Below are 18,256 nucleotides of genomic sequence, written 5' to 3'. Positions count from 1 at the left end.
AGCACTTTTCGCAGGCGAATGCGCGGGTGCCAACCGGCGGCCGCTCTGGAGACATGATGAGCAAGATTGACCTCGACATTTCCAACCTCCCCGACGCGACGATCTCGGTCCGGGAGGTTTTCGGCATTGATACGGATTTGCGCGTTCCTGCCTATTCGAAGGGCGACGCCTATGTGCCCGACCTCGATCCCGACTATCTCTTCGATCGCGAAACGACGCTCGCCATTCTCGCAGGATTCGCCCACAACCGCCGCGTCATGGTTGCCGGCTACCATGGAACCGGCAAGTCCACCCATATCGAACAGGTCGCCGCAAGGCTCAACTGGCCCTGCGTACGCGTCAACCTCGACAGCCATGTCAGCCGTATCGACCTCGTCGGCAAGGATGCGATCGTCGTCAAGGACGGGCTGCAGGTCACCGAATTCAAGGACGGCATCCTGCCCTGGGCTTACCAGCACAATGTCGCGCTCGTCTTCGACGAATACGACGCCGGCCGCCCGGACGTCATGTTCGTCATCCAGCGCGTGCTCGAATCCTCGGGCCGGCTGACCCTGCTCGACCAGAGCCGCGTCATTCGCCCGCACCCGGCCTTCCGCCTGTTTGCGACCGCCAATACGGTCGGCCTCGGCGACACGACCGGCCTCTATCACGGCACGCAGCAGATCAACCAGGCGCAGATGGACCGCTGGTCGATCGTCACCACGCTGAACTACCTGCCGCACGACAAGGAAGTCGATATCGTCGCCGCCAAGGTCAAGGGCTTTACCGCCGGCAAGGGGCGCGAGACGGTGTCGAAGATGGTTCGCGTCGCGGATCTGACGCGCGCGGCGTTCATCAATGGCGATCTTTCGACGGTCATGAGCCCGCGTACGGTCATCACCTGGGCGGAGAATGCCTATATCTTCGGCGATATCGCCTTCGCCTTCCGCGTGACGTTCCTCAACAAGTGCGACGAGCTGGAGCGGGCGCTGGTCGCCGAGCACTACCAGCGGGCCTTCGGCGTCGAGCTCAAGGAGAGCGCCGCCAACATCGTGCTGGAGGCCACCGCCTGAGTGGTTTCCGCCGCCGGCCTCGGACAGGGGTCGGCCCCTTGCCGCAGACTTCGCTGTAAGCGCCCGGATGTCACCGTATCTGGCTGAAAAGGATTTTGTCGTGAGCTCGAACTCCAAGGCGAAACCGAACACGAGGGAAAACGCCGCTGAACCGTTCAAGCGGGCGCTTTCCGGTTGTATCCGGTCGATTGCCGGCGATGCCGAGCTCGAGGTCGCCTTTGCAAACGAGCGTCCCGGAATGGCGGGCGAGCGCATCCGGCTTCCGGAACTCTCCAAGCGCCCGAGCCGACAGGAGCTCGCGGTGGCGCGAGGCCTGGGTGATTCCATGGCGCTGCGCAAGGCATGCCACGACGCCCGCATCCACGCGACGATGTCGCCGCAGGGAGCGGACGCGCGGGCGATTTTCGATGCCGTTGAGCAGGCGCGCGTCGAGGCGATCGGAGCACTGCGGATGACCGGGGTGGCCGACAACCTCTCCACAATGCTCGACGAAAAATACGCCAAGGCGAATTTCGCGGCGATCGAAAGCCAGTCGGATGCACCGCTCGAAGAGGCGGTGGCGCTTCTCGTGCGCGAGAAGCTGACCGGAGAGAAGCCACCGGCATCGGCCGGCAAGGTGCTCGACCTCTGGCGCGATTTCATCGAGAGCAAGGCGGCCGCGGACATGCGCAACCTGCCGTCCACGATCAACGACCAGCAGGCCTTCGCTCGCGTCGTGCGCGACATGTTGTCGTCAATGGATGTCGCCGAGCAATACGGCGAGGACGATATCGAACCGGACGAGCAGGAAAGCGAGACCGACGAGGACCAACCGCGCAGCCAGGAGCAGGACGAGAACGCGAGCGACGAGGAAGAAGGCTCCGACGCAGCACCTGCCGATGAGAACCAGTCTGCCGAGGAGCAGATGGAAGAAGGCGAGATGGACGGCGCCGAGATTTCCGACGACGACCTTCAGGACGAGGGCGAAGAGGAGAGCGAGACGCCCGGCGAGGTCAAGCGACCGAACCATCCCTTCGCGGATTTCAACGAGAAGGTCGACTACACCGTCTACACACGGGAATTCGACGAGACGATCACCGCAGAGGAGCTTTGCGACGAGGCCGAACTCGATCGCCTCCGCGCGTTCCTCGACAAGCAGCTGGCGCACCTGCAGGGAGCGGTCGGCCGCCTCGCCAACCGGCTGCAGCGCCGGCTGATGGCGCAGCAGAATCGCTCCTGGGAGTTCGACCTGGAGGAGGGCTATCTCGACACGGCCCGGCTGCAACGCATCATCATCGACCCGATGCAGCCGCTTTCCTTCAAACGTGAGAAGGACACGACCTTCCGCGATACCGTGGTGACGCTGCTGATCGACAATTCCGGCTCGATGCGCGGTCGGCCGATCACGGTTGCGGCGACGTGCGCCGACATTCTCGCCCGTACGCTGGAGCGTTGCGGCGTCAAGGTGGAGATCCTCGGCTTTACCACCAAGGCGTGGAAGGGCGGACAGTCGCGCGAGAAATGGCTGGCGGGTGGCAAGCCGCAGGCGCCCGGCCGTCTCAATGATCTGAGGCACATCGTCTACAAATCCGCCGATGCCCCTTGGCGTCGGGCGCGCCGCAATCTCGGGCTGATGATGCGCGAAGGCTTGCTAAAAGAGAATATCGACGGCGAGGCGCTGATGTGGGCGCACGACCGGCTGCTGGCGCGGCCGGAGCAACGGCGCATCCTGATGATGATCTCGGACGGCGCGCCGGTTGATGATTCCACCTTGTCGGTGAACCCCGGAAACTATCTCGAACGCCACTTGCGCGCCGTCATCGAGCAGATCGAGACCCGTTCGCCGGTCGAGCTTCTGGCGATCGGTATCGGCCACGACGTGACGCGCTATTACCGCCGTGCGGTGACGATCGTCGACGCGGACGAACTGGCGGGTGCGATGACGGAGCAGCTGGCAGCGCTCTTCGAGGACGAAAGCCTGCATCGTCGCCCAGGGCGGATGCGCCGCGCGGGCTAGGGTTTAGCCGATCCACGGCCCCGCAGTGATTGAGTTTCTGCCTGCGAAGGCTTCTGCGCCCGATTTGAGAGCTGCAATGCCGTCGCGGCTTGTCACGCCCTCGCATTGCCCTCCGAAGGTCCCTCTTAGATGCTCCGTCAAAGCCTTGTCCTCCTCTCCCTTCTGGCATCGCCTGCAATCGCGCAGCCGGAGCCGACGACCGAGATCGTGCCGGTTCAGGCGCGGCAGATAAGACAATTCAAGGCCGGCTCCAACGAGAGGGTGTTCGGCAGACTCGAATTCATCGGCGGCATCGAAATAACCTCCCGCAACCCGCTGCTCGGCGCGATTTCGGCGATCAGGTTTCATCCGGGCAGCGATTCCTTCGTCGCCGTGATGGACACCGGCCACTGGGTCGAGGGAGCCGTTGTCCGCGACGATAGAGGCAGGCTTCTGGGGCTGAGCGACCTGACCGTGACATCGATGATCGATGGGGACGGCGGTGCCGAGCTCGAAAAATGGAGGGTGGACTCGGAAGGGTTGGCCCTGCGCGAGGGTAAGGCGATCGTCAGTTTCGAGCAGTTGGCCCGCATCGAAGTCTATCCCGATCCGGGTTTCGCGCGATCAAGGCCCGTCGGACAGATGGTTCTGCCGTTTCCCGTCGAGGAACTGCGCATCAACGGCGGCCTTGAAACGATCGCGATCGCGCCGAAGAACGGTCCACTTCACGGGGCTGCGGTCGTCGTGGCGGAACGCAGTGTCGACAAGTCGGACAACCTTCTGGCGGGTATTCTCGATGGGCCGATGAAGGGGGCATTCACGGTCGTTCGCGAGGATCCTTATGCTGTTACCGACGGTGCCTTCCTGCCAAACGGCGATCTGCTGCTCTTGGAGCGCCGCTTCAATCTGGCCTCCGGTCTCGGCATGCGCATTCGCCGGATCGCCGCGGGCGATATCCGCCCAGGCGCCGTGGTCGACGGTGAGGTGTTGCTCAAGGCCGACATGAGCTACCAGATCGACAATATGGAGGGGCTGGATGTTGTCGTTCGGCCCGACGGCGAGATTCGCGTGTTCGTCGTTTCTGATGACAATCATTCGATTCTCGAACGTAACCTGATGCTCGAATTCCGGCTGGTTTCGAGTTGAAGCGCCCACCGTCGGCGCGGGAAACGGCATCAGGCTCGCAAATGAAAACGGGGCCGCACCGCGACCCCGTCAACGTCATTTCGTTCCTCGCTTGCCTTATGCGGTGGTGGCGTTGGCCGCCGGCATCGGCTTGACGACGCTCATCAGCGCTCCGTAGGGCAAGAGCAGCACGATGCCGCAAAGGATCTTCACCAGAAGATCGCCGAGCGCCCAGGAAATCCAGCGTGGCGCCCCTGCTGCAAGCACGGCGAGCAGGGGGGCAGTCTCCAGCGCAAAGCTGTCGTTCGGTCCGAAGAACGCGAAGAACGGCGCGAAGGCGAAGGAGAAGAACATCGCGGTGTCCAATGCCGAGCCGATGAGAGAGCCGGCGAGCGGTGCTTGCCACCAGGTCTGGCGACGCAGCCGGTTGAACACGGAAATGTCGAGGAGCTGACCGAACAGGAACGCCGAGCCGGAAGCGATCGCGATGCGCGGCGTCGCGAGATAGATCGAGAAAGTGACGCCGACGACAAAACCGGCGACGACCACGCGCCGCGCAATCCGCGGTCCGAAATGGCGGTTGGTAAGATCGGTGACGAGGAAGGCGAAGGGATAGCTGAAAGCGCCCCAGGTCCACAGGTCGCCGAGGTTCATGCCGGCGATGGAGCCCGGAAGCGGGTATTGGACGAGGAAATTCGATGCCACGACCACGAGGGTCATGAGTGCGACATAGATAAAGAACGTGCGGTTGATCAGCATTTTTTTATCCTGGGTGATGCCACCAGTTGGAGAAACCGTGACCGGGTACTTGCGCGGCGGCTGAAGAGGTCACGACACGAGAAAAAGGCTTGCCGGACGAAGTCGGCAAGCCTTCAAGTCTTGTCGGAAGAGCTGGCGCCGATCAGGCTGCTTCAGCGGTCTTCTTGACGATCTGGCGGCGCAGCAGGCGAGCGCGCATGCTCAGCTCGTTCTCGTCAGCCTTCAGCAGGAAAGCGTCGAGCCCGCCGCGGTGTTCGACCGAGCGGAGAGCCGCTGCGGAAACGCGCAGGCGGAATCGCTGGCCGAGAGCATCGGAAATCAGCGTGACGTTGCACAGGTTCGGGAGGAACTTGCGCTTGGTCTTGTTGTTGGCGTGGCTGACATTGTGGCCCGACTGGACGCCCTTGCCGGTCAATTCGCAACTACGGGACATGGTACACCTATTCTCTTTATCGCCGCCGGACAATGCGGTAGCGGGCCCAGAGCCCAGGCCGCGTTCCTGTTGGCCATTATTGGAAAGTCGCGGTTCTATAGTCACAGAAGGCCTGCCAGTCAAGCCAAACCATGCGCATTCTCGAAAAACCGCAACGCGATCGCCGCCGCTGCTACAATAATCTCTGCCGATACCCATTCCAAGCCGTTATTCACTGCGCTATTTGTCTTGAACGCCGTGCAATGAAGAGGCGCCGCTCGTTCTGCGTTGCGGCGGCCGGAATCTGAGCAGTTGGCGCAAAAAAAGCCGCAAACCGCCTGCATCCCAGAGGATTGCAACGGCTAAGGAACGACAGGGCTTTCGGGCATGAAAAGGCGCAATGGCTTCCGGGCGTCAGCATTGCTGGCCGCCATGATGTTTTCCACAGCATCCTTGGCTGCGGATATCCAGCATCAGACAGATTACAGTATTGCGCTTGCCGGCCTGCCTTTGGCACGCGCCACTTTCCACACCGAACTTGAAAAGAATCGCTACACGATTTCCGGCACGCTGAATTCCGCGGGACTCGTCGACATCATCAGCCGCACGTCCGGCCAGACACGAGTTTCCGGCGTGATCGCGAATGATCATCTGCGCGCCTCGCAATATTCGATGTCCTATCGCAGTGGCAGAAAGTCGCGTGCGATCAGCGTGACCTTCCGCAACGGCAATGTCGTGCGTGCGAGCATGACCCCGAAGCGCAACCCGCTTCCGAAAAACTGGGTGCCGGTGACGAGCCGCGACATGCGCAACGTGCTGGACCCGCTCTCCGGGCTGATCATTCCCGGAAAGAGCAGGGTTTGCCCCAACACACTGCCGATCTTCGATGGCGAATCGCGGCTTGATATCAGGCTCTCGCCGAAGGGAACCCGAAGCTTCAAGACCAGAGGATTCGAGGGCGAAGTCATCGTCTGTGGTGTCCGCTTCGTTCCGAAAGCGGGATACAGGAAGGGGCGAGAGGATGTCGAATATCTGCGCCGACTGGAGACGATGGAGGTCTGGTTCGCAAGAGCAGAGGCCGTCGACGTCTATGCCCCGGTCTATGTCCGCATCCCGACGAAGCTCGGTCCCGTGACCGTTTCCGCGACGCGGTTTGGCGATTGATCGATCCCGATCTTCTCTTTCGCCCGTCGCGAACGGGCGCTAACTATGCAAAAGCATGATTGAATTGACGCGGCTTTGACGAAAGTGAGCCGGGCGTGGGGACAGGAATGAAGTTCAATGCAACGCTGATCGGTTTTTCCGCGATCCTGATGTGGTCGCTGCTGGCGCTCTTTACCGCGGCGTCGGGCAAAATGCCGCCTTTCCAACTGTCGGCGATCTGCTTCCTCATCGGCAGCCTGCCAGGCATCGTGGTGCTTGCGCTGAAGCCGGAGCGATTCAAGCTGCTGAAGCAGCCGGCCAAGGTCTGGATCACCGGAATTGTCGGGCTTTTCGGCTATCACTTTCTCTATTTCACCGCGCTTCGCAACGCCCCGGCCGTCGAGGCGGGCCTGATCGCCTATCTCTGGCCGCTGCTCATCGTGGTCGGCTCGGCGCTGCTGCCGGGCGAGAAGCTTCGCTGGTATCACATCGCCGGCGCGCTCGCGGGGCTTGGCGGCACGATCCTGATCGTCGCCCGCAATGGCATCGCCTTCGACGAAGCCTATACCCTCGGTTACGGCGCGGCATTGCTCTGCGCCTTCACCTGGTCGGGCTATTCCTTGCTGACGCGCCGCTTCGACGCGGTTTCGACCGATGTCGTCACGGGTTTCTGCCTCGCGACTTCCATCCTTTCCTTCCTCTGCCACCTCGGTCTCGAAGCGACGATCTGGCCGCAGACGGCTTTCGAATGGCTCGCGGTCGCCGGACTTGGTCTCCTGCCGGTCGGCGCGGCTTTCTATGCCTGGGACTTCGGTGTGAAGAACGGAGACATCCAGCTTCTCGGTGTGGCAAGCTATGCCGCACCGGTCCTCTCGACGCTGATCCTCATCCTGTTCGGCTTTGCGGAGCCCTCGTGGCGAATTGCCGGCGCCTGCCTGCTCGTCACCGGCGGTGCGATGCTGGCGGCGAAGGACATGATTTTTCGCAAAAGCAGTACTGCCCTGCAGCCAGCGGAATAGGCGTCAGTTCTCCGGCGGCCGCCAGTCGAGTGCCGCCATCTCGAATGCGGAGAAATCGAAACCCGGCGCCACGGTGCAGCCGACGAGCGTCCAGTCTCCAAGCGGGGCGGCCGACTGCCACCAGTTGGCGGGAACGACGTGTTGCGGCCTTTCCCCGTCGAGCAGATCCGGACCGAGGCGGAAGCGCGAAGCCGGCTTGCCCGGTTCGGCGATGCTGAGTTCGAGAGGGGCGCCCGCGTAATGGTGCCAGATCTCGGCTGCGTCACGGACGCGGTGCCAGTGCGACCGCTCGCCCCTTTCGAGAAGATAGTAGATCGCCGTCGAATGGCTGCGCGGCGCGCCACCGTCATCGCGGAAGGTCTCGACATACCAGCCGCCCTCCGGATGTCTCGCCAATCCAAGCGCGTCGACAATTGCGGCTGGCGTGAGATCCCGTGGGACGTCCATCAGAAATTATCCTTGCGCTTGCGGATCTCTGCAAACACCTCCGCGTCGCTCGCGTTCTCCATGGCAAGATGCTTGCGGATTTTCTGGTCGCCCGCGCGAAGGAACGGATTGGTCCGCTTTTCGAGGCCGATCGTGGTCGGCGCGGTGAACCCGCCGTCCGATCGCGTCTCCTCGATTTCGGCGGCACGCGCCTTGAGGGCTGCGTTTTCGGGATCGATCGTCACGGCGAAATGCGCATTGCTGAGCGTGTACTCGTGACCGAAATAAACGGACGTGTCGTCCGGGAGCGCCATCAGCCGGTTCAGCGATTGCCACATCGTCTCGGCGGTTCCCTCAAACAGCCGCCCGCAGCCGAGCGCAAACAGCGTGTCGGCGGCAAACAGCAGCTTATCCTTCGGGAAATGGAAGCATATGTGGCCCGCGGTATGTCCGGGCGTTTCGATGACCTCGACCGGATGACCGGCGAAATCGAAGCGGTCCCCCTGGCCGACGCTCCTGTCGATGCCGGGAATCTTCGATGCCTCGCCTTTTGGCCCGATGATGGTGACACCAAAGCGTTCCTTGAGGCTCACATTCGCCGCCACGTGGTCGCCGTGGTGATGAGTCGTCAGGATGTGCGTGAGGCGCCAGCCCCGTCGCTCCAGCGTTTCGAGAATCAGTCGTTCTTCCGGAGCATCGATCGATGCCGTCGCACCGCTTGCCGGATCATGGAGAAGCACACCGAAATTATCGGTGCGGCAGAGGAAGAGGTCGAGTTCGAGCGCGGCCATGTTGAGATCCTCCGATCGGCGTGTCGCGGGATGCGGGCGATACCACGTCCGCCCCGCTCCAGCCGAATGTAGCGACGCTCGCCTTGAAGTCTACCGCTCCAAAGCTAACATGTTGGCCATGCACACTGATATCGTCGATCTTCGCCAATTTTATCATTCCGAGCTGGGCCGGATGGCGGAACATTCCGTCAGCATGGCGCTCTCCTCGGTCTGGGCGCGTCTGCCTGAGGAGCGGCTGGTCGGCCTCGGCTACGCGGTTCCCTATCTCGAGCGGTTCCGCGCCGATACCGAGCGGACCTTCGCCTTCATGCCGGCCGGGCAGGGTGCGGTGAACTGGCCAGTCGCGGAGTTGTCTTCGACGGCGCTGGTCTTCGACGAGGAATTGCCGCTGCCCGACGCTTCGATCGACCGCGTGCTGATGGTACATTCATTGGAGTTCGCCGAAAGCCCGCGCGAAACGATGAAGGAAATCTGGCGGGTCCTCGCACCCGGCGGCCGGCTGGTCATCGTCGTGCCGAACCGCCGCGGTGTCTGGGCGCGGATGGAACACACCCCTTTCGGCTCGGGACGGCCCTATTCCCGGGGTCAGTTGACGGCGCTCCTGCGCGAGACGAATTTCACGCCCGGCGCAACCTCCGAGGCACTGTTCTTTCCGCCGTCGAAGCGCAAGATCGTCCTTCGTCTGCGGCGCAGCCTGGAGCGGTTCGGTCGGTCGCTATGGCCGGTATTTTCCGGCGTGATCATCGTCGAGGCGCAAAAGCGGCTCTACCAGGGGCTTCCGGTGGCTGTTCGGGCGTCGCGTCGCGTCTTCGTTCCGGTGCTGGCACCGCATGGCGTGCCGAGCACGCGCAAGCGCCCGACCGCCACAACATGATTCCTCAAATCGGAATCGATCTGAGGACAAAATCGTGCAGCGATTCAAAGTGCCACAGCGACCTTCGCGCGTCTCAAAGACGCGCGGCGCTGCAGGGTGCTGTAGTCGCGCGGGCTTGCTGCACTCGACAAATTTCGTTGGTCCGGCTATTGGCTTTGCCACATTTCCTCCCGTGAAAGACGATCCGATGAATCTTGTTTCAAAGAGCCCGCAGCCGCGTCCCGGTATTCTGGACATTGCAGCCTATGTGCCGGGCAAGGAACATGTGCCGGGTGTTGCCAAGGTCCACAAGCTCTCGTCGAACGAGACGCCGCTCGGCGCCAGCCCGCGCGCGATCGAGGCGTTCCAGAAGGCGGCTTTCAATCTCGAACGTTATCCGGACGGTCAGGCGCACGCGCTGAAGGATGCGATCGCTGCGGTTCACGGCCTCAACCCGGCCAATATCGTTTGCGGCAACGGTTCCGACGAGCTGCTCGGGCTGCTGTGCCACACCTATCTCGGCCCGGGCGACGAGGGAATCATTACCGAGCACGGCTTCCTCGTCTACAAGATCCAGATCATGGCGGCGGGCGCCACGGCGGTTACGGTCAAGGAAAAGGATGCACGTGTCGATGTCGACGCGATCCTCGCAGCGGTGACCGAGCGGACGAAGATCGTCTTCATCGCCAACCCGGCCAACCCTACAGGCACTTATATCCCCGTGGACGAGGTCCGCCGGCTGCACGCGAGCCTTCCCCCCGGCGTGTTGCTGGTACTCGATGGCGCCTATGCGGAATATGTCCGGCGCAACGACTATGAGGCGGGCTTGGAATTGGTATCGGCCAATCGCAACGTCGTGATGACGCGGACGTTTTCGAAGATCTACGGGCTCGCCGGCCTTCGCATCGGCTGGATGTTTGCCCCGCGCGAGGTCGTGGACGCCGTGGATCGCGTGCGTGGCCCGTTCAATCTCAATGCGCCGGCGATCGCTGCCGGCGCGGCAGCGATCCGCGACCAGGCCTTTGTTGCCGCGGCGGTCGATCACAATCTTACCTGGCTCGCGAAAGTCACCGCGGCCTTGCAGGAAATCGGCTTGCGGGTGACGCCTTCCGTCACCAACTTCGTGCTGATCCATTTTCCGGAGACCGGTGGGAAGTCGGCCGAAGAGGCGGACGCGTTCCTGACGGCTCGCGGCTTTATCCTGCGCGCTGTGCGTGCTTACGGTTTTCCCAATGCTCTGCGCATGACCATCGGTTCCGCGGAAGCGAACGAAGGCGTCATCGCCGCACTGACTGAATTCATGGGACAAGAATAATGGCTCAACAGTTCGAAAAGATCGCCCTTGTCGGTATTGGCCTCATCGGATCGTCGATCGCCCGGGAAATCCGCGAGAAGCAGCTTGCGGGCACGCTCGTCGTTTCGACGCGGAGTGCCGCGACGCTGAATCGGGCTGGCGAGCTCGGCCTCGGCGACCGCTACACGCTTTCGGCAGCCGAGGCGGTCAAGGATGCCGATCTCGTCATCGTTTCGGTGCCGGTCGGCGCTTCTGGTGCCGTCGCCGCGGAAATCGCCGCGCATCTGAAGCCGGGTGCGATCGTCACCGATGTCGGTTCGACGAAGGGCTCCGTCATCGCGCAGATGGCGCCGCATCTGCCTGACACGGTTCATTTCATCCCCGGTCACCCGATCGCGGGCACCGAGCATTCCGGCCCCGACGCCGGGTTTGTCGGACTGTTCCGCGGGCGCTGGTGCATCCTGACGCCGCCCACCGGCGCCGACGAAGAGGCCGTCGCGAAGCTTCGGCTTTTCTGGGAGACGCTGGGCTCGATGGTCGATGAGATGGATCCGGAGCATCACGACAAGGTGCTGGCGATCGTCTCGCACGTTCCGCACATCATCGCGTACAACATCGTCGGCACGGCAGATGACCTGGAAACGGTCACCGAGTCCGAAGTCATCAAGTATTCGGCATCAGGCTTCCGCGACTTTACGCGCCTCGCCGCCTCGGACCCGACCATGTGGCGCGACGTCTGCCTGCACAACAAGGATGCGATCCTCGAAATGCTCGCTCGCTTTTCCGAGGACCTTGCCTACCTTCAACGGGCGATCCGCTGGGGCGACGGCGACAAGCTGTTCGACCTATTCACCCGCACGCGAGCAATCCGCCGCTCGATCATCCAGGCTGGCCAGGATACGGCCATGCCGGACTTCGGCCGGCATGCAATGGATCCCAAATAATCGGTACTGCGCTTCGGGGCTCTTCAGAGTGGCGGCAATACGCCGACCGGAATGAAGGCCAGGAAAGCCGTACCGTCGCGGACGTTGAGTTTCACCGTTGCCTCATTCTTGCCACCGGCAAGCGCCTTCAGCATGTTGGCGATATTGTTGATCAGGTCCGTTTCTTCCGGAACCACCTTTACGAGGCTTTCCCGCCAGGCATCGATATTCATCATGGTCAGGGAGAATTCGCCGGAAATCAGGCCCTGATCATTGACCGAAAAGGGGCCCGAGAGTTTCGCACTCATTCCCTCGCCCGCATCAACGGTCAAGTGACGCAGTTCGCCGCTGCTGCCGCGAAGCATATGCTCTGAAAGAGCACTTGCCTGCATCCACCCGGCCTTGCCGACGACGGTGACGTCCGCTGCGACATCGACGGGGGCGGCGAGACTCGGCCCTTGCTCCGGCCGCAGATCGAGCTTCTCCACGCTCAGGGCGGCGTCAAGGTCTTCGCCGTTCTGGCGCAGGTGGATCTCGCCGTGGCTTGCGCCGAAACCCACGCTGTCGCCCGTCAGCGGCCAACGCGCCGTTCCCGTGAGATTGTCATAGGCGATCGACGTCCGGTCGAGGCCCGACATCGTCGCCTTGAGGCTCGCGTGCAGCAGCGTCCAGTCGGCCGAGACCGAAAGTCCCGGCGAGACACGGACCTCGGCGGGACCGTCGAGTTCGACGACGGCATGCCCCGGCTGATAAACCTGGGCGGCCGTTCTCAACGCGCCGAAGGATGCGGAAGCGCCGCGACGGTTGTCGTCGAGCCGCAGCTTGTCGCAGAAAAGGCCGATGCGGAACGGAAAGCCGCGCACCTCCATGTCCGTGCACTCACCGCCCAGACCGTCTTGCCGCTTTTCCGAAAGGTAGGTTGTCAGCCGCTTTTCGATCTGGTCCGCAGCAAAGATCCAGCCGGCAGAATAAATGCCGGCCGCTAGCACGATACCCACCGTCAGCCAGAGAAATTTCTTGCCGGCTGGTGATCCGTTGGCGACGTCGGTGACGGTCATTCTAATCGCGTACTCCAATTGCTGCTGTGGTGGGAACCGCTTCGGACCATTGCGAGCGAAGGCGGAAGGGATGGAAAAACGACTTGGCGCTTCTCATTCCGTTCCGGGTGGCGGTTGCCGATCCTGCAAACTATTTTCCATTCCTGTATACGGTTGCCGGCCCCCTTTTCCGTGTGCCTACGAAGTTTCGGCTTGATCAATTACGAAAGTGCTGGCGAATGATGCGACACGTGGCAGGTGGCATGGATTGAATGGCAGTGGATATGGACGAATTTTGGGTCTTTGGCTACGGCTCGTTGATGTGGAACCCGGGTTTCCGTTTTGAGGAGAAGTCGACGGCGCGTGCCTTCGGCTACCGCCGCTCCCTCTGCGTGCGTTCCTGGGTGCATCGCGGCACGGAGCAGAAGCCCGGTCTTGTGCTCGGCCTCGACTATGGCGGCTCCTGCATCGGCACCGCATTTCGCGTGCCGGAAAGCGAAAAAGCCGATGTGATCGGCTATCTGCGCGAGCGCGAACTTGTGACGCATGTCTACAGGGAGAGGACGATGCCGGTCCAGCTTGCCGACGGACGCCGCGTGCCGGCACTTGCCTACGTGGTCGACCGCGGCCACGCCCAATATGCCGGGGCACTCAGCGCGGCGGACGCGGCGGAAACGGTCGCGACCGCCTCCGGCAAGTCCGGGCCGAACAGCGAATACGTCCTCAATACGCTCGCGCATCTCCAGGAGATGGGTATCCGTGACCAGTGGCTGGAAGAGGTCGTTGCAAGATTGACCGCAACGACTGCGCCACGCGTCTTTCCGGAGACGCGAAGATTGCTGTAGCACCTTGAATTGCTGCACGTTCGTCGATCGACGCCGAGTCAAGGAAACATGCAGTTAGATCGAGCAATTCCAGACGGAAAACCGTTACACACTTTTCCTGGCCTTGCTGTGGCGCGGCTGCGGCTCAGGAGGCCTGCCCGAGTTCACGCAACCGCCGCTTTGCGGTCGGCGGCAACGGTAGCTGCGGATTGGCCTTCACGGTTTCGACAAGCAGTTCATCGCTTGCGGCCTCGGTCACCTCGATCAGCTTCTTGAGGAACGCATCCGGATCCATACCCGCCTCGACCGGCGGCAGGACGCGCACCTTGAAATGACCGGGGAAGCGCAGGAATTTGCGTCGCGGCCAGAAAAGGCCGGGATGCATGGCAACGGGCACGACCGGGACTTTGAGATCACGGTAGAGGCGAGCGATTCCATATTTGTATTCGGGCGGTGCCCCCGGAGGACGACGCGTGCCTTCCGGATAGATGATTAACTGCCGCCCAGTCGCCATCTCGTTCTTGGTGCGCTCCATAACGTCGGTCATCGCTTTGCCGCGTGCCGCGCGGTTTACCGGCACCATGCGCTGCTTGATGATGTACCAGCCGAACAGCGGTATCCAGGTAAGCTCGCGCTTGAGGATGTAGAACGGATCGTCGAGCCATGGCAGGAGCGCATAGGCATCCCAGAAGGACTGGTGCTTGGGCGCAAAAATATAGGGTCCCTCCGGAATGTTCTCCAAGCCTTCGATTTCGAACGTCGTGCCGACGATCTTCTCCTGAAGCCAGTGATTGCTGCGCACCCAATTCTTCGGCACGAACCAGGCTTTCTTGCGGGGAAGAATGAAGTAGATCGGCGTCAGCACGATCATCTGCGCGATCAGATTGGCATAGAAGACCAGATTGAAAAGGATCGAACGCAGGATGATCATCAGGTGGCTCTCGATGCGGTGCAGGGCGGCGGCCGGGGCCGGCCATTCCGCTGCCTACACGAATATATCGTCGAGGAAAACCGCCGCGACGGCTCGGCACGCTTTTACCAGCGCAAAAGTCGCCGTGACCCTCGGCCCCGGCTTTCTTGCTATTCTTCGGCCGGGGTCACCCGAGAAGAAATGGCCGCCCTAAGGCCGTTCGTCGGACGTGCTCCCATCGTGTCGAGCAGGGAGGCTACGGAATATTTGCCGTATTCGAGCAGAATGGCTTTCAGGACCAGCGGATTGCGCAGCCAGTTGGTCGTCTTCAGATCGGAATTGACGACCGGATAGGCGATGAATTCCGTGTCAGGCTTGGCGCGGCGCAATTCCAGAAGGCTGCGCGGCATATGATAATTGTTGGTGACCACGAGCACGCTCTTGTAGCCGAGATTGCGGATCCACTGGGCGGCCTCGGTGGCGTTGCCGATCGTGTCGATCGCTTCGTGCCCGATGTCGACGCAGCATTTGAAAAGGTCGGCCGAACTCTGCGTGTTGCGGCGTATCTGGGTTCCTGTTGTCGTCGGATGGACGCCTGAGATCAGCAGCCGCTTGCCTGCCCCTGATTTCAGAAGATCCACTGCCTGATCGATCCGCTGGAAACCGCCGGTCAGGACGACGATTGCGTCTGCTTTCGGGTGAGCGGGCGGCCGCAGTGACGCAACGGTGTCTGCAAATTGCAGGAAGCCGGCGATGAAAACGGCAAGGAAGACGAGCAGTACGAAAAATGTCCGGCGCAGCAGCTTGCGCAACAGGCTGCGGGACCGGCGGCGGCGCGCGGCCCGCTCCCGCCATCTGCCCCTCTCGGCCATTCCGCTCTCGCCCAATTCTCGCACCATCACGATTCTCTTCACTTACAGCGCCACGCGTCCAGTCGGACGCGCAAAGGTCGCTGTGGTACTTTGAATTGCTGCATGATTCCTTAAATCGATTCCGATCTAAGGAATCATGCAGTAGCCGCAGATTGCGGCAGGGAATAGATGGAGTGAAGGCGGTGCATGGCTGTCAGCTTTGATAGGTGTCCGTCCGGCCAGGGTCCGACCGGATGAGATCTATTTCGTAGATCGTCCGCATGACTGTAAGGCGCGCCGTCAGAGTCGTCAGCAGGGCGATGACGATTATGATCGCGAAAATGCCGAGATAACCGGTGTAGCCGATGGCAAATCGGCCGAACAGTGCGGTCGCCTGGTCCGATTCGGGGGTGGCAAGCGTTTGCGATTGCCAGAAACTGGCCATGGCGAAGGAAAGTGCGGCCAGCAGACCGCCGGCGCCGGCCCCTTTCAGGCTGATTCGCAGGAAGTGCTTCTGGAATTCGGAGGCCACGAAACCCGCCTCCGCACCGACGAAATGCAGCACCTCGACGATGTGGCGGTTGCCGGACAATGCGCCTCGGGTTGCGAAGACGACTGTGAGGACCATGGCCGAGAAAACCAGCGCGAGCACGCCGCTCCCGATCATCGCAGTGGTATTGGCCATCGCCACCAGACGGTCGACCCAGGTGCGATGATCGTCGAGGAAGGCCTGCGGGATGGTTTCCGTCAGCGCCTTGCGCATGGCGGCGAAATCGGGCGGATTGTTCTCGTCGATCGTAATAACGATCAGCCGCGGCACAGGCAGTTCGTCGAGGTCGAGACCCTCGCCGAGCCACGGCTCGAGCAGCCGGGCCGTGGCGGCTCGGTCGATGATCTTTCCGCCGGTCGTGCCGCTGAAGGTCAGAGCCAGGTCGCGCGCATCGGCGAGCGCCTTATCCATGTCGAGATTGTCGTCGGGCTTGATCTGGATGGTGATTTCCCGCGAGATCTGGGACTGCCAGCTTTGCGCGGTCGCCCGCACCATGCTGACGCCACCGAGCGTCAGGCAGGCGAGGAAGGACATGATCGCGACGACGCACATCAGCGCATGACCGGAAACATTGGCCGAAGGCACGATCGGACCTGTCGGGCGCACGCGCATCTCGGCGCGGCGCTGCTGCTGTTCGGGTTCGCGGCGGGGGACGCTGTTCTCATTCATAGATGTCGAGCCGTCCCTGTGACAGGATCATGCGCCGGGCCTCGACCTGGTCCATCAAAGACAGGTCGTGGGTGGCGATCACCACCGCCGTTCCAAGCCGATTGAGCTCGAGGAAGAGGTTCAGCAGCCGGCGCGCCATCGGCGGGTCGACGTTGCCTGTCGGCTCGTCGGCGAGCAGGATCTCCGGCCGGTCGATCAGGGCCCGGGCGATAGCCGCACGTTGTTTTTCGCCACCCGAAAGCACCGGCGGCAGCACGTTGATACGCTCGCCGAGGCCCACCCATTTGAGAAGTTCGAGCACATCTGCGCGGTAGCTTGCCTCCTCCTTGCCGCGCACTCTGAGAGGCAGGGCAACGTTCTCGTAGGTCGTCAGGTGGTCAAGGAGGCGGAAGTCCTGAAAGACGATGCCGACGCGTCGGCGCAGCATCGGGAATTCGTCTCTCGGGATGGACGAGATGTTGCGATCGAACATGCGGATCAAGCCGCGCGTCGGCTGCAGCGACAGAAAAAGCAGCCGCAACAAGGTCGTCTTGCCGGCGCCCGAAGGTCCGGTGAGAAACTGAAACGACCGGCGTGGAATGTCGAATGTCAGGTCCCGGAGGATTTCCGGTCCCATGCCATAGCGCAATCCGACGTTCTCAAAGTGAATCAATGGGACAGCCCAGTCTCTCGTCACGACCTTTGACATCCGCCGCCAAGTCGATCGCCCCGTACAGGACAGCAAGTCCGCCAAGGCAAAACCGTTTGCGGCACGGCGGTTAAGCGTCGGTTAACTTTCCATGAAAAGGCGTCGCTTTCACGGCTTCTTTCCGAAACATTAACCATTTCGGTTTACGTGTCGTCAGGATTTGATGCAATGCCCTGTTTCTTGCACAGGCCGGTTACAGGCATTGCCCGCAAGCTCCGCTCAAGGCTACCGTCGGTCGAGCTGCCGATCCGTGCGCACAGTGCTCCGCGAGGAGCGACGGAGTGGTCCCGAGGGGGAACCCATGCAGGCATTTCGTTCAAGAACCACCGCACACGTCGATCTCATTCCTCCGGAACGGGAGGCGCGTCCAGGCGGCGCCACGGCCAGAAACCTCGACTATGTCGATGCTGAATTCGAGACGATCGGCATCACGGCGCGGCCAAGCCCTTATCCGGTTTTCAACGACAACCGGCAAGCCGCTCGCCGCGGGCGCGGAAAGCCCGCTCGGCAGGTTCTGACGATTGTCGAGGCCAGGTTGCGCGCCATGCCAACCCGCCATTTCGCCGGACTGGTCAGTGGTCTGGGCCTTGGGGCGTTCCTTCTGATCGCAGGCCTTTTCAGCGAAGGACAGATCGATACCCAACCTCTGTCGATCGGAGGCGTCACGACCTCCTTCGACTATGCCGGCGGCATGCGTGTGCTTTCGGTCTACGGAAGCATCGACAACCGCTCCGGCGCCGAACAGCGTCTCCCGCCTGTCGTGGTCGACGTCAGGAGCAACGGACGCAAGGTCACGGCAACGCGTCTGATGCCCGACGGCGCGTCGATTGCGCCCGGCGAGAGCCGCCATTTCGCTGCCCGCCTTCCCTATACGGGCGGAAAAATGCCGGACGTGACGGTTTCTTTCGCCGAAAACAGTGTTTCTCGCCTCTGATCGTGCTAAGCGGCGCTTGAA

General features: G+C 62.0%; 19 protein-coding genes. 10 read left to right on the top strand and 9 right to left on the bottom strand.

What is annotated here, in order from left to right:
* Window positions 1–56 precede the first annotated feature (56 nt).
* From cobS to RB548_RS15095, 3 genes are all read left to right on the top strand, one after another.
* Window positions 57–1,052: a cobaltochelatase subunit CobS gene (gene cobS / locus RB548_RS15105; RefSeq protein ID WP_331372087.1), complete on the top strand. Its 996-nt coding sequence runs from the start codon at window positions 57–59 to the stop codon at window positions 1,050–1,052.
* A gap of 100 nt (window positions 1,053–1,152) precedes the next feature.
* The gene (cobT, locus tag RB548_RS15100; RefSeq protein ID WP_331372086.1) at window positions 1,153–3,048 is read left to right on the top strand and encodes a cobaltochelatase subunit CobT; all 1,896 of its coding nucleotides are present in this window, start codon (window positions 1,153–1,155) and stop codon (window positions 3,046–3,048) included.
* Window positions 3,049–3,177: 129 nt separating this feature from the next.
* A complete protein-coding gene (locus RB548_RS15095) occupies window positions 3,178–4,173 on the top strand; it encodes an esterase-like activity of phytase family protein (protein WP_331372085.1) in 996 nt (331 codons plus the stop codon).
* Between the two features lie 96 nt (window positions 4,174–4,269).
* On the opposite strand, the gene RB548_RS15090 is transcribed toward RB548_RS15095, so the two are convergent.
* Window positions 4,270–4,911: a VUT family protein gene (locus RB548_RS15090; RefSeq protein ID WP_331372084.1), complete on the bottom strand. Its 642-nt coding sequence runs from the start codon at window positions 4,909–4,911 to the stop codon at window positions 4,270–4,272.
* 142 nt (window positions 4,912–5,053) lie between these two features.
* The gene (gene rpmB, locus RB548_RS15085; RefSeq protein WP_136508834.1) at window positions 5,054–5,344 is read right to left on the bottom strand and encodes a 50S ribosomal protein L28; all 291 of its coding nucleotides are present in this window, start codon (window positions 5,342–5,344) and stop codon (window positions 5,054–5,056) included.
* A gap of 366 nt (window positions 5,345–5,710) precedes the next feature.
* Between rpmB and RB548_RS15080 the strand changes: the two genes are divergently transcribed.
* Both RB548_RS15080 and yddG read left to right on the top strand, forming a co-directional pair.
* The gene (locus RB548_RS15080) at window positions 5,711–6,487 is read left to right on the top strand and encodes a DUF3108 domain-containing protein (RefSeq protein WP_331372083.1); all 777 of its coding nucleotides are present in this window, start codon (window positions 5,711–5,713) and stop codon (window positions 6,485–6,487) included.
* Between the two features lie 107 nt (window positions 6,488–6,594).
* Window positions 6,595–7,485, top strand: coding sequence for an aromatic amino acid exporter YddG (gene yddG, locus RB548_RS15075; protein ID WP_331372082.1), 891 nt, complete (start codon window positions 6,595–6,597; stop codon window positions 7,483–7,485).
* A gap of 3 nt (window positions 7,486–7,488) precedes the next feature.
* Here the strand turns inward: yddG and RB548_RS15070 are convergent, their stop codons facing one another.
* A complete protein-coding gene (locus RB548_RS15070) occupies window positions 7,489–7,932 on the bottom strand; it encodes a cupin domain-containing protein (protein ID WP_331372081.1) in 444 nt (147 codons plus the stop codon).
* Window positions 7,932–8,702 (bottom strand): hydroxyacylglutathione hydrolase, encoded by a 771-nt coding sequence (gloB, locus tag RB548_RS15065; RefSeq protein WP_331372080.1) that lies wholly within the window; start codon window positions 8,700–8,702, stop codon window positions 7,932–7,934. The genes RB548_RS15070 and gloB overlap by 1 nt, the downstream gene beginning before the upstream one ends.
* A gap of 109 nt (window positions 8,703–8,811) precedes the next feature.
* Between gloB and RB548_RS15060 the strand changes: the two genes are divergently transcribed.
* From RB548_RS15060 to RB548_RS15050, 3 genes are all read left to right on the top strand, one after another.
* The gene (locus tag RB548_RS15060) at window positions 8,812–9,576 is read left to right on the top strand and encodes a class I SAM-dependent methyltransferase (protein ID WP_331372079.1); all 765 of its coding nucleotides are present in this window, start codon (window positions 8,812–8,814) and stop codon (window positions 9,574–9,576) included.
* A gap of 187 nt (window positions 9,577–9,763) precedes the next feature.
* Window positions 9,764–10,870, top strand: a complete 1,107-nt coding sequence (gene hisC / locus RB548_RS15055; protein ID WP_331372078.1) for a histidinol-phosphate transaminase — start codon at window positions 9,764–9,766, stop codon at window positions 10,868–10,870.
* Complete coding sequence (locus RB548_RS15050; RefSeq protein WP_331372077.1) at window positions 10,870–11,793, top strand: prephenate/arogenate dehydrogenase family protein; 924 nt, start codon at window positions 10,870–10,872, stop codon at window positions 11,791–11,793. Before hisC ends, RB548_RS15050 begins: the two co-directional genes overlap by 1 nt.
* Before the next feature lie 23 nt (window positions 11,794–11,816).
* On the opposite strand, the gene RB548_RS15045 is transcribed toward RB548_RS15050, so the two are convergent.
* Complete coding sequence (locus RB548_RS15045) at window positions 11,817–12,830, bottom strand: DUF2125 domain-containing protein (RefSeq protein ID WP_331372076.1); 1,014 nt, start codon at window positions 12,828–12,830, stop codon at window positions 11,817–11,819.
* 251 nt (window positions 12,831–13,081) lie between these two features.
* Between RB548_RS15045 and RB548_RS15040 the strand changes: the two genes are divergently transcribed.
* Window positions 13,082–13,654, top strand: coding sequence for a gamma-glutamylcyclotransferase (locus tag RB548_RS15040; protein WP_331372075.1), 573 nt, complete (start codon window positions 13,082–13,084; stop codon window positions 13,652–13,654).
* Between the two features lie 124 nt (window positions 13,655–13,778).
* Here RB548_RS15040 and RB548_RS15035 read toward each other — a convergent pair whose 3' ends face one another.
* The 4 genes from RB548_RS15035 to ftsE all read right to left on the bottom strand — a co-directional run bounded on the left by RB548_RS15035 (window position 13,779) and on the right by ftsE (window position 17,229).
* Window positions 13,779–14,564, bottom strand: coding sequence for a lysophospholipid acyltransferase family protein (locus RB548_RS15035; RefSeq protein ID WP_331372074.1), 786 nt, complete (start codon window positions 14,562–14,564; stop codon window positions 13,779–13,781).
* Between the two features lie 149 nt (window positions 14,565–14,713).
* A complete protein-coding gene (locus RB548_RS15030) occupies window positions 14,714–15,415 on the bottom strand; it encodes a YdcF family protein (protein WP_331374980.1) in 702 nt (233 codons plus the stop codon).
* Window positions 15,416–15,608: 193 nt separating this feature from the next.
* Entirely contained in the window at window positions 15,609–16,613 is a 1,005-nt protein-coding gene (locus tag RB548_RS15025; RefSeq protein ID WP_331372073.1) for a cell division protein FtsX, read from the bottom strand.
* Complete coding sequence (gene ftsE / locus RB548_RS15020) at window positions 16,606–17,229, bottom strand: cell division ATP-binding protein FtsE (RefSeq protein ID WP_234887029.1); 624 nt, start codon at window positions 17,227–17,229, stop codon at window positions 16,606–16,608. The genes RB548_RS15025 and ftsE overlap by 8 nt, the downstream gene beginning before the upstream one ends.
* A gap of 373 nt (window positions 17,230–17,602) precedes the next feature.
* On the opposite strand from ftsE, the gene RB548_RS15015 reads away from it, so the two are divergent.
* On the top strand, window positions 17,603–18,235 hold the full coding sequence (locus RB548_RS15015; RefSeq protein ID WP_331372072.1) for a hypothetical protein: 633 nt from the start codon (window positions 17,603–17,605) through the stop codon (window positions 18,233–18,235).
* Window positions 18,236–18,256 lie beyond the last annotated feature (21 nt).

Source organism: Sinorhizobium chiapasense, from assembly GCF_036488675.1.
In the GTDB taxonomy this organism is placed as follows: Bacteria; Pseudomonadota; Alphaproteobacteria; order Rhizobiales; family Rhizobiaceae; genus Sinorhizobium; species Sinorhizobium chiapasense.
Note: the sequence above shows the minus strand (reverse complement) of the source record. Positions and strands in the feature narration are given on the sequence as shown.